17 protein-coding genes are annotated in these 10,672 nt (G+C 62.2%); 16 read left to right on the top strand and 1 reads right to left on the bottom strand.

Features of this window, described 5'->3' with window-relative positions; genetic code table 11:
• Window positions 1–121: 121 nt before the first annotated feature.
• The 5 genes from mdh to ABI_RS03195 all read left to right on the top strand — a co-directional run bounded on the left by mdh (window position 122) and on the right by ABI_RS03195 (window position 3,365).
• A complete protein-coding gene (gene mdh / locus ABI_RS03215) occupies window positions 122–1,084 on the top strand; it encodes a malate dehydrogenase (protein ID WP_006271394.1) in 963 nt (320 codons plus the stop codon).
• An 89-nt stretch (window positions 1,085–1,173) separates the two neighbouring features.
• Window positions 1,174–1,875, top strand: a complete 702-nt coding sequence (locus tag ABI_RS23355; protein WP_006271393.1) for an MliC family protein — start codon at window positions 1,174–1,176, stop codon at window positions 1,873–1,875.
• A gap of 27 nt (window positions 1,876–1,902) precedes the next feature.
• On the top strand, window positions 1,903–2,226 hold the full coding sequence (locus ABI_RS03205; protein ID WP_006271392.1) for a hypothetical protein: 324 nt from the start codon (window positions 1,903–1,905) through the stop codon (window positions 2,224–2,226).
• Window positions 2,223–2,798, top strand: coding sequence for a GNAT family N-acetyltransferase (locus ABI_RS03200; protein ID WP_006271391.1), 576 nt, complete (start codon window positions 2,223–2,225; stop codon window positions 2,796–2,798). Before ABI_RS03205 ends, ABI_RS03200 begins: the two co-directional genes overlap by 4 nt.
• 9 nt (window positions 2,799–2,807) lie before the next feature.
• Complete coding sequence (locus tag ABI_RS03195) at window positions 2,808–3,365, top strand: GNAT family N-acetyltransferase (protein ID WP_006271390.1); 558 nt, start codon at window positions 2,808–2,810, stop codon at window positions 3,363–3,365.
• On the opposite strand, the gene ABI_RS03190 is transcribed toward ABI_RS03195, so the two are convergent.
• Window positions 3,362–4,366 (bottom strand): S1C family serine protease, encoded by a 1,005-nt coding sequence (locus ABI_RS03190; RefSeq protein WP_006271389.1) that lies wholly within the window; start codon window positions 4,364–4,366, stop codon window positions 3,362–3,364. The two genes, ABI_RS03195 and ABI_RS03190, sit on opposite strands and share 4 nt — an antisense overlap.
• 124 nt (window positions 4,367–4,490) lie before the next feature.
• On the opposite strand from ABI_RS03190, the gene ABI_RS03185 reads away from it, so the two are divergent.
• The 11 genes from ABI_RS03185 to ABI_RS03135 all read left to right on the top strand — a co-directional run bounded on the left by ABI_RS03185 (window position 4,491) and on the right by ABI_RS03135 (window position 10,618).
• The gene (locus ABI_RS03185; RefSeq protein ID WP_006271388.1) at window positions 4,491–4,877 is read left to right on the top strand and encodes an iron chaperone; all 387 of its coding nucleotides are present in this window, start codon (window positions 4,491–4,493) and stop codon (window positions 4,875–4,877) included.
• Window positions 4,878–4,884: 7 nt separating this feature from the next.
• A complete protein-coding gene (locus ABI_RS03180; protein WP_006271387.1) occupies window positions 4,885–5,223 on the top strand; it encodes an ArsR/SmtB family transcription factor in 339 nt (112 codons plus the stop codon).
• 114 nt (window positions 5,224–5,337) lie between these two features.
• Window positions 5,338–5,790 (top strand): SRPBCC domain-containing protein, encoded by a 453-nt coding sequence (locus ABI_RS03175; protein WP_083811373.1) that lies wholly within the window; start codon window positions 5,338–5,340, stop codon window positions 5,788–5,790.
• Window positions 5,787–6,305 (top strand): SRPBCC family protein, encoded by a 519-nt coding sequence (locus ABI_RS03170; RefSeq protein WP_040308529.1) that lies wholly within the window; start codon window positions 5,787–5,789, stop codon window positions 6,303–6,305. Before ABI_RS03175 ends, ABI_RS03170 begins: the two co-directional genes overlap by 4 nt.
• Window positions 6,306–6,307: 2 nt before the next feature.
• Entirely contained in the window at window positions 6,308–6,874 is a 567-nt protein-coding gene (locus ABI_RS03165; protein ID WP_006271385.1) for an SRPBCC family protein, read from the top strand.
• Window positions 6,871–7,545, top strand: coding sequence for a YceI family protein (locus tag ABI_RS03160; protein WP_006271384.1), 675 nt, complete (start codon window positions 6,871–6,873; stop codon window positions 7,543–7,545). Before ABI_RS03165 ends, ABI_RS03160 begins: the two co-directional genes overlap by 4 nt.
• Before the next feature lie 7 nt (window positions 7,546–7,552).
• Window positions 7,553–8,023 carry an SRPBCC family protein gene (locus tag ABI_RS03155; RefSeq protein ID WP_006271383.1) on the top strand — a complete coding sequence of 157 codons (471 nt, stop codon included), beginning with the start codon at window positions 7,553–7,555 and terminating at the stop codon, window positions 8,021–8,023.
• Between the two features lie 3 nt (window positions 8,024–8,026).
• A complete protein-coding gene (locus ABI_RS03150) occupies window positions 8,027–8,446 on the top strand; it encodes a VOC family protein (RefSeq protein WP_006271382.1) in 420 nt (139 codons plus the stop codon).
• Window positions 8,447–8,479: 33 nt separating this feature from the next.
• Complete coding sequence (locus ABI_RS03145; protein ID WP_006271381.1) at window positions 8,480–9,010, top strand: SRPBCC family protein; 531 nt, start codon at window positions 8,480–8,482, stop codon at window positions 9,008–9,010.
• Between the two features lie 68 nt (window positions 9,011–9,078).
• Window positions 9,079–9,666 (top strand): hypothetical protein, encoded by a 588-nt coding sequence (locus ABI_RS03140; protein WP_157138681.1) that lies wholly within the window; start codon window positions 9,079–9,081, stop codon window positions 9,664–9,666.
• 79 nt (window positions 9,667–9,745) lie between these two features.
• Window positions 9,746–10,618, top strand: a complete 873-nt coding sequence (locus ABI_RS03135) for a hypothetical protein (RefSeq protein ID WP_006271379.1) — start codon at window positions 9,746–9,748, stop codon at window positions 10,616–10,618.
• Window positions 10,619–10,672 lie beyond the last annotated feature (54 nt).

The following is a 10,672-nucleotide window of genomic DNA, read 5'->3' as shown; positions in this document are numbered from 1 at the left end:
TAAGTTTTGCCAAATCCGCTTTCCCTTTTCATTCGCATTTGCAGCAAGCTCTTGCGCCAAAGGCCGTTAGGGATTAGACGCTCCCCATAAATTTGGCGCAATAGTTTGAAGGGGAGTTCCCATGGCGCGTGCGAAAATTGCTTTGATCGGTGCGGGTATGATCGGTGGGACCCTGGCCCACATCGCCGCCCGTGAGGAACTGGGCGATGTCGTCCTGTTCGACATCATGGAAGGAACGCCGCAGGGCAAGGCGCTGGATATCGCCGAAGCCACGGCCGTGTTCGGCTCCGACGTCAGCCTGAAGGGCGCCAACGATTATTCTGCCATCGCCGACGCCGATGTCTGCATCGTCACCGCCGGCGTGCCGCGCAAGCCGGGCATGAGCCGCGACGACCTGCTGGGCATCAACCTGAAGGTCATGAAGGCCGTCGGTGAAGGCATCAAGACCTACGCCCCCAATGCCTTCGTTATCTGCATCACCAACCCGCTGGACGCCATGGTGTGGGCGCTGCGCGAATTCTCGGGCCTGCCGCACAAGAAGGTCGTCGGCATGGCCGGCGTGCTGGACTCGTCGCGCTTTGCCTACTTCCTGGCCGAAAAGACCGGCGTATCGGTTGAAGACATCCACGCCTGGACCCTGGGTGGTCACGGTGACGACATGGTGCCGATGGTGCGCCATTCCACCATCGCCGGCCTGCCGCTGCCGGAAGTCGTTGCCCAGGGCTGGATCAGCCAGGACGAATTGGACGGCATCGTGAAGCGCACCCGCGGCGGCGGCGGCGAAATCGTCGCCCTGCTGAAGACCGGTTCGGCCTTCTACGCCCCGGCGGAATCGGCCATCGCCATGGCGACCTCCTACCTCAAGGACAAGAAGCGCGTCCTGCCGTGTGCCGCCTATCTGTCGGGCGAATACGGCCTGCGCGGCCTCTATGTCGGCGTGCCCGTCGTCATCGGCAAGGACGGCGCTGAACGCATCATCCAGTTCTCGGTCAACGACGACGAAAAGGCGATGTTCGCCAAGTCAGTCGAGTCGGTCCAGGGCCTGATTGCCGCCTGCAAGACGATCGATCCTTCGCTGGCCTAAATTGTCAGGTTTTCGAATACCAAAGCCGCCCTGGAAACAGGGCGGCTTTTTTATTTTCGGATAGCTAAGCTGGCCATCAGGAGATCCCCATGACCCGTTGTCTGTCCGTTGTTCTTATCCTGGCTTTGGCCGCCTGCAGCCCCCGCGAAAGCACCAGCACCACGACAGTGTCTACGGAGACCGTGACCTCGGTCTATGTCCCGGTGCCGATGCCTGCGTCGTCGTCTCCGGCCGGCGCCATGGGCACCCCCAGTTTCGACTGCGCCAAGGCCTTGCAGGACGATCCCGACGGCATCGAACGCGTCATCTGCGGCGACACCCAACTGGTCGATCTCGATAACGAGCTGGCGCGGCTGTACTTTCTCGCCGATGCCTCCGCCGGCGCCAGCCGTGAGACCCTGCAGAGGTTGCAGAAAGGCTGGCTGGACCAGCGCCGCAGCACCTGCACGCGGACCGCCGAGATCAAACAATGCCTGGTCAATGCCTATGCCGAGCGCATCCACGACCTGCGCTCGGCTTACGCCGCCACCCGCGACGACACCGGCACCAGCCATGGTCCCGATAGCTGGCGCTGCCCAGGCAGTGATCTGCCGCTGTCGACGACGTTTATCAACGGCTATCCGTCGATTGCCTATATCCGCTGGGGCGGACAGTCGGTCATCCTGCCCCAGGTGATCAGCGGCTCGGGCGGGCGCTATGCCGGCGACAGTTACGAGCTATGGACCAAGGGCAGCGAGCTGATGTGGACCGTGCCGCAAAAGGTCATGGTGACCTGTGCGCGAGTCGGCTAAACTCGCGCAAACGGAGGGCTTTGCACGATGAAAAAGTTTGTTGTGGCCGGACTGGGGGTGGCCATCGCGCTGCTTCTGGCCTCTTGCGCCGACCGGCCCATGGGCGCGCCGGGCGATCCCGCCTTTGTTCGCGGTCTGATCGACGGCCTCCTCGCACCCCTGGCCTTCGTCGTCAGCCTGTTTACCGACGATATCCGCATGTACGCCTTCCCCAATGTCGGGCGGTGGTACGATTTCGGCTTCCTGCTCGGAATCGGCGCCTGGGGCGGTGGTGGCAGCCATGTCGTCCGTCGCTACATCTACGTGGACCGTCGGACCGGTCAGACGGTCGAGGAGCGCATCGAGCGGTGACGGAAACGCGTCTGAGGCCGACCCTGGTCACGCCACGGCTGATCCTGCGCCCGCCGATCATCGACGATATGCCGGCGTGGAGCGCTTATTGCGCCGACCCGGAGGTCATGCGAAACAATGGCGGGGTCAAGTCGCGCGAGCGTGTCTTTACCGATTTTCGTAACTCGATACCCCTGTGGCGGCAGCACGGCGTCCATATTTTCAGTGTGCTCCTTCGCGAGACGGGTGAATGGATCGGCCGCGTCGGGCCGGGCTGGAACCCTGCCTGGCCGGGGCGTGAGCTGGGGTGGGGACTGGCGTCGAGGTACTGGGGCCGCGGTTACGCCACGGAAGCAGCGACCGCCTGCCTGGACTTCGTTTTTGATCGCCTGGCCTGGGAAGAGGTCATTCATACGTTCAAACCCGACCATGCCGTGTCGCGGGCGGTGGCCCTGCGGCTGGGGTCAATGCGTCGCGGCGAAGTCAACCTGCCGCCACCCTTCGACGACGGGGTACGCGAACTGTGGTGCCAGACCCGCGACGACTGGCTGAGACGGCGTATGCGTCTTGACGCCGTCCCTCAGCCCGCCTAACCCGGTTGCATGACAACCACCTCGCCCCTTGGCCCGACCCTGGAAACGCCGCGGCTGCTTTTGCGTCCGCCGGTCGCCGACGATTTCGACGCCTTTGCCGCCTTCTGCGCCGATGCCGAGGTCATGCGCCACATTGGGGGCCTTACTCCGCGACCGATGGCCTGGCGCGCCTTTCGCACAATTGCCGGCGCCTGGGCGCTGGACGGCTTCCACATGTTCAGTGTTCTGAACAAATCCACCGGCGAATGGATGGGACGAATCGGGCCGCTATATCCCGACGGCTGGCCCGGACGCGAGGTCGGCTGGGGGCTGAACGCCAAATGGTGGCGTGGCGGCTATGCCACCGAAGCGGCCGTCGCCTGTATGGACTTTGTCTGCGACGAGCTGGGGTGGGAGGATATCGTCCACACCATCGCACCCGACAATGCCGGATCCCAGGGCGTGGCGCGCAAGCTGGGCTCGGTCAATCGCGGTCCCGGCAAGTTGCCGGATCCGTTCGCCAGCCATGCGACCGAAGTCTGGGGGCAGACTCGCGAGGAATGGCAAGAGAACCGGAAGCGGTTTTAACGCTGACCTGAGTCTTCCGGTGCCGCCACAATCGGGACAGTAAGTGTCAGATCGTCATTTGGGAAGCGTTTGATTTTCAGCACCAGGTCCGAACCGATCGGCTTGACGGCGATATGGCGGCGAAGGGCTTCGAACGTGGTGCCTTCGATTCCGTCGTAGCTGAGGATAAGGTCGCCCGCCTTCAGCCCCGCCTTGTCAGCCGGACTGCCTGGCGTCACCTGGGACAGGGTCAGGTCTTCCTCGAACAGCGAAATGCCGATCCAGCCGCGGGTAATCTTTCCGGAGGTGATGAGCGTCTGGCTGATGGCCTTGACCTGAGCCGCCGGAATGGCCATGCCCAGGGTGCCAACACCACCGTAGCCCGGACTGCCGAACTGAGCGACCGCCATGCCGGTAACACAGCCCTGCGGCGACAGCACCGGACCGCCGGCTGTGCCCTTATGCATCATCAAATCCAGCACCAGCAGCGGCGACATGTCCTCATCCTTGACGTCGATATCGGTCCCGGCGACTATGCCGCTGGTCACCAGAATACCCAGGCTATAAGGATTGCCGATCAGGAAAGCGTCGTCGCCGACGCGCAGAGGCGCCGGACAAAAGGGTAGCGCCAGCAGGCTGGTGTCGGCCACCTTAAGTACGGCCACGCCCGACAGCGCATCGCGACCAACCACCGTTGCCGCCAGGCCGCGGCCGTCGGCGGTTTGAACGTAGATGTCAGCGGCATTTTCCAGCACGAAGTCTGCAGTGACGATCAGACCAAGCGTCTGGTCGATGACAAACCCGCTGCCCGAACTGCGAATATGGGGCTTTTGCGGTGAGGCGTCTTGCGATCCCGAAAAACCCAAATCGGGCAAATCCCGCGTCGTGTTGGAATTGCCGTTAATATTGATGGTCACCACGGAAGCCTTGGCCGCGGCGACGAGATTGGGATCAATGGCCGCATGGGCCGTGCCAGTCAAAGCCAGAGCCCCCGTCAAAACCAGTGCCGGCACGATGCGCATGATGCTTCCTTTTGTGTTGTCTGACAGGCTAATCCTGCCAACAGAGATTGTCAAAAAGCCTGTTGACTCCTTATCGTCCGAAGAGTATTTAACCGATAAGTTATTTAACATACGGGTTAAATAGATGCGAAGCGATACCGCCGATGTCGATGCCTATCTGGCCCCGTTGCGGCCGGACTATGCCGAAGCCTTGCAGGCGGTACGCCGGCTGATCCGCGCCACGGCGCCCGACGCCGTTGAGATGATCAGCTACGGTGTGCCCAACTACAAATGGCATGGCCCCCTCGTCTCGTTCGGTGCGGCGGCAAAGCACTGCGCGTTTTATGGCATGAGTCCCAAGGTTCTGGAGCGGTTCAAGGCGGAACTGGCGGGGTTCAGCACCTCACCCGGCACCATCCGGTTTACTCCGGACAGGCCGATCCCGGAAACGGTGCTGACGGCGATTATCGAGGCCCGCATGGCTGAAAACCTTGAAATTGAGGCGGCCCGCGCCGCAAAGAAGAAAACCTAGACTGCGCATGTCCGAAGATCCTCTGAGCCTGACCCTGAACGCCCTCGCCGACCCGACTCGGCGCGCGATCCTGGCGCGGCTCAGCCTGGGCGAAACCACGGTCAACGAACTGGCCGAACCATTTCAGATGAGCCTGCCGGCTGTGTCCAAGCACCTGAAGGTGCTGGAAAAGGCCGGGTTGATCTCACGCTCGCGCACCAAGCAATGGCGGCCGTGCAAGCTGGAGGCGGAGCCTTTGAAACAGGTCGATGCCTGGCTGGGTGAGTACCGCAAGATGTGGGAGCAGAGGTTCGACCGCCTCGATGCCTATCTCAAGACACTGAAGCCGGATGGCGAAGTGCATTAGAGGAAATTGCCATGTGGTGGCTGCTGTACCGAGACCTCTGGGACGCGCGCCTCGACCGCCTGGCGAACTATTTGAAAAAGCTGCAGGCCGATGCCGCGGCAAAGGAGACCGGGAATGGACAGCCCAGATAATGAGACCGGCTTTACGGTGAACAATACGCGCCACCTAGCCTTTACGCCGGAGCAGGTGTTCGACGCCTTCGCCGACCCGGCCAAGTTGATCGCATGGTGGGGTCCGCACGGCTTTACCAATGTCGTCGACGCGTTCGATTTCCGGCCAGGCGGGGAGTTTCGCATCACCATGACCAATGAGAATGGCACCGCCTTCGAAAACGCCAAGCAGTTCCTCGACATCGCACCGCCGCACCGCGTCGTCTTTCGCCACTATCAGCCGATGCACGACTTCACCATGGCCATGCACTTCATGCCCGACGGTGACGGCACCGAACTGACCTGGCGTATGACGTTCGTGCCGGGTTCCAATGCCGATCTGGCGCCGTTTCTCGAAGCCGCCAACGAACAGAATTTCGACCGCCTCGAAGCCTTCCTCAATGGAGACGCCCAATGACCGAAGCCCCCGCACATGAAGACGAGGTCTTCAAGATGCGCCGCACCTTCGACGCACCGCCCGAACTGATCTGGGCGATGTGGACGCAGAAGGACCATCTGGAACAGTGGTTCGGACCGGCCGGCATGACCCTGGTCGTCAAGTCATTGGACCTGACGCCCGGCGGGGTCTTTATCTACGGCATGGAGGTCGCTGGCATGGTCATGTGGGGCAAGTGGGTGTTCCGTGAGATTCAGCCGACCTCGCGCCTCAGCTACGTCCTGTCCTTCTGCAACGAAGCGGGCCAGCCGGTCCGCCACCCGATGGCGCCGACCTGGCCACTGCAGATGCTGTGCGAGCAGAACTTCTCGCCTTCTGAGGACGGCAAGACCCTGTTCGAAAGCCGGTCGTGGCCGATCCATGCCACCGCGGAAGAACGCGCCGTCTTCAAGCTTGGCCATGCCAGCATGACGGCCGGCTTCGGCGGCACCTTCGCCAAGCTGGAGACCTACCTCAAACAGGTCCAGGGAGGCTGATCATGGGCATGATTCTTCTCATCCTGGTCGGGGCGGTCATCGCGGCTGTACTGATCGTCGCGGCCACCAAGCCGAACGTGTCGCAAATCCAGCGTTCAGCAACCATCAACGCCCCCGCGGAGACTATTCTGGCGCATATCCAGGACTTCAGGAAGTGGCGCGCCTGGTCGCCGTGGGAGGCCCTGGATCCCGAGCTCAACCGCACCTACAGCGGTCAGGACTCGGGCATAGGCGCCATCTACGACTGGCGCGGCAAGGGCAAGGCCGGCGCGGGCCGGATGGAAATCGTCGAACAGTCGGCATCGAAGATCACCATCAAGCTCGACTTCATCAAGCCGTTCCAGGCCAAAAACATCGCCGAATTCACGCTTCAACCGCAGGGAGACACGCAAGTGGTCACCTGGACCATGACGGGTCCGCAGCCCTTCCCGATCAAGGTGATGGGCACCCTGTTCAACATGGACGACCTGGTCGGCAAGGATTTCGAGGCCGGCCTGAACAATCTCAAAACCCTCTCGGAAGATCCCGAGACGGCCAAACTCGTGGACCAGGAAAGCGCCGCATCATGACACGTACCCTGCTCGGCCTTTCGGCACTGGCGCTGCTGGGCGCCTGTACCCAGACACCCCCAAAGCCAGACGCTCCGGCCCAGGCCGCGTCAACCGCGGCGATTGCTGGCATCCCCGCCGGCGAGTACCGCGCCGACCCCGCCCATTCCTCCCTTACCTTCAAGGTTGGTCATCTGGGTTATTCTAACTTCACGGCCAGCTTCGACAAGATCGACGCCGTCGTGAAACTGGACCCTGCCAATCCCGCCGCGGCCCAGGTCACGGCGTCGGTCGACCCGAGGTCGCTGGACCTGCCGGCACCGCCCAAGGGCTTTCACGACGAACTGATGGGGGCCGCCTTCTTCGACGCCGCGGCCCACCCGAAGATTGAATTCGTGTCGAGCAAGGTGGATATGACGGGGGCCGACACGGCCAAAATCACCGGCAATTTGACGATGCGCGGCGTCACCAGACCCGTCACCTTCGACGCCACCTTCAACGGCGGCTATCCCGGCTTCGCCATGGACCCGCAGGCCCGGGTCGGCTTCTCGCTGACCGGCCGGATCAAGCGCTCCGATTTCGGCATGAGCGCCGGTATCCCGGCGCCGGGCAGCGACATGGGCGTGACCGACGAGGTCGACATCGCCATTGAAACCGAACTGTTGGGCCCGCCCCTCAAACCGCAAGGCTGATCACCCGATGACCTATTCAACGCATCACCACACCTTCACGATCTCGCGGGAGGTGGACGCTCTCCCCTCGCTGGCCTTCTTCGCCTGGGCCGATGCCGAGGCCAAGGCGCAGTGGTTTGTCGGCCCTGCCGGCTGGACCATGCTCGATCGCCAGTTCGACTTTCGTCCGGGCGGCATTGAACGCGCCCACGGCCGGTTTCCGGACGGCAAGGAGAGCGATTTCCAGTGCCGCTACCACGACATCGTGCCGGACAGCCGCATCATCTACGCCTTCGACATGTATGTGAACGGCAAGAAGATTTCCGTGTCCCTGGCCAGTGTCGAGTTCATCCCGGTGGAGACGCGGACCCTGATCAAATTCACCGAGCAGATCGTTCATCTCGACGGCTACCCGACGCCGGAAGACCGTGAAATGGGCAGCCGTTACATGCTCGAGATGGCCGCCACCTATATCGAATCCCAGGCGACGAAGGCTTAGATCATGACCGTCCGGATTACCCCTCACCTGGCCTTCAACGGCACCTGCCGCGACGCCTTCGCCTTCTATGCTGAGGTCCTGGGCGGCGAGATCACCCTCATGATGACCTACGGCGAATCGCCGATGAAGGATCAGTTTCCTCCGGAATGGGCTGATGCCGTCATGCACGCCACGCTGACCTTGGACCGGGGCGAAATCTCCGGCGCTGACGCCCCGCCGGAAATCTACGCCAAACCCGCTGGCACGACCGTCACGCTGACGTTCGAGAGTCGCGATGAAGCCGAGCGGGTGTTCACGGCCCTGGCAAAGGGCGGCAGCATCTACCTGGATTTCGCCGAGACCTTCTGGTCGAAGAGCTTCGGCATATGCACCGATCGCTACGATCAGCACTGGATGATCAATACCGCCGGAGAGATGCGATGACCCGCTCAGCCAAGGCCTATCTGGACAAGACCCATGCTTGACACCGAACTGACAACCGAAGCGAACGACCTGATCCTGGTCCGCGACTTCGCCGCGCCGCGCGCCCTGGTCTATCAGGCCTGGACCGACCCGCAGATGCTGGCTGCCTGGTGGGGGCCGGAAGGCCTGACCACGGCGGTCGATGTCGATGTCCGGCCGGGCGGTGGCTTAAGCCTTATCATGCACGCCCCCGATGGCAGCGACTATCCGGTACTGGGCGAATTCGGCGAGGTCATCGACAACGAAGTGCTGGTCATGATCATGCAGGTCGAACGTCACCCGCCGGCGTGGCACGCCATGATCCGCGGAAAATATGTCGAACTGGGTGGCGAGGAAGCCGCCTATGTCGGCGGGCCCATCCCGACGCGAATTACGTTTGAAGACTGCGATGCCGGCACCCGCGTGACCGTCCGTCAGACCTTTCCGCAAGCCCTGGTGCGCGACGCCCACGTGGCGCTGGGCAATCCGGTCGGCTGGCGCAGCAGCTTCACCAAGCTGGATGCCGTGCTCGCGAAGGCCCTGTGATCACAAAGGCGGTTGCCGAAAACAGCCGTTACCGTTACATCTTGCGGTTCACATCGTCCGGGGGATGGATGAAACGGCTGGTTTCAGTAGTGATGCTGTTGTGCCTGACCGCCTGTTCGGCGGAGGGACCTCTGACGGCCTGGCGCTTGAACGCCTTCATTGAAAAGCCGACGGAATCCAGTTTCCGGTCCGCGTTGAAATCGACACGGGCCTGCCTGAAACCGGGATGCCGCGAAGCTGAGAACCTGACCGCCGCGATGATCGACGGCCTGACCCGGCGGATGCGCGAAGGCAACCTGCTGGCGGTGCGGCTGGCCATGGCGTCCAATTTTCTGATCGGCGACAGCGCCGGCGCCGACGGCCCCCTGGCGAACAGCTTCGGCCCGGTCATCAAGTCCCAGCCGGAAGCCTTTCTCGACCTGGCCCTGACGGAGGATTGCCACCGCCTGGAGTTCGTCACCACAACGCCGGAAGCCATGATCGACAATGATGGCGCGCAATATGACGAACTGGTGGCGCGGCGCAACGCCCTGATGTCGGTAACACGGCCCTACCTTCAGGAACTGCGCGACCAGTATGTCGCGGCGCTCGACACAGCCATCGCCCGGGCTGACCGCGGCCGGTTCAAATTGCCGGAGCAAAACGTCGTGGAGTAAATCAGCTTTCGGCGTCCAATAACGCGGTATTAAGTTTAAGTGTGCACTATGGTCGTCTCATTCGCAGAAGGCGAAATGCATGTACATCGACCAGGGCTTTATCCTGAGCGCCTACCAGCCCCGGCGCACCAAACTGGCTTTCGAGGATGCGCCCAACCCCACCGCCAATGTGACTATGGCGCCGCTGGCGCGCGGCATGTCGAACGAAAAATACCTCGCGCTCAAAAAGGCCGACGACCACCAGAAGGAACTTCAGTCCAAGGTCGGCAAGGTCTTCGACAACGAGCAGATGAAGGCCCATACCGAGCGAAAGAACCGCGTGCGCCAAAAGCTCGAAAAGCTCATGGAACACCTGAAGATCCTGCGGAAACTGTTTTCCGGCAATCCCAAGGAAATGGCGCGCGCCCTGACCCAGGTCTTCAAAGACCTGAAGGCCGCGCTCAAGGAGTTCAAGGACGCCACCAAAGGCCAGATGGACCTGAGCTTTTCGGCATCGGCGGCGGTTGTGCCGCCTCCGACTGACTCGGCGGCCCAATCTGACGTCAAAGACGGCGATACTGACGCTGACAAGGCGGACGCCGAAACCGAGGCGACCGCCGAGACAGCCGAGCCCGAGGCTGAGTCTGTTCCGGCGTCTGCCTCGGCGACGACCGAAGACCCCAACGCCACGGTGACGCATGATGAACTGGTCGGGGCCGTGCGCCGGGAAATCGGCCAGGACGGCCTGAAATTCCTCAAGGAATTGAAAGCCATCCTGGCCCATATCGAAGAAAAAATGTTGCAGCCGGCGCGCCTTCAAAAGGCGGCTCAAAAGCCCGACAAGGACATGGACAAGGTCTTCGAGGCCATGGACGAAGAGCTGAAGGAGCTGCTCAAGGAGATGAAGGACATGGAACGCGACCTGAAACAGGGCGTAGCCGAAACCGGAACTGTCCTCGACATCGCGGTGTAATATTTTACCTCTCCCCGCCTGCGGGGAGAGGACGAGAGCCGAGCGAAGCGTGGG

Origin of the sequence: Asticcacaulis biprosthecium C19, assembly GCF_000204015.1 — a bacterium.
In the GTDB taxonomy this organism is placed as follows: domain Bacteria; phylum Pseudomonadota; class Alphaproteobacteria; order Caulobacterales; family Caulobacteraceae; genus Asticcacaulis; species Asticcacaulis biprosthecius.
This window is presented reverse-complemented; position numbering and strand designations above follow the sequence as displayed.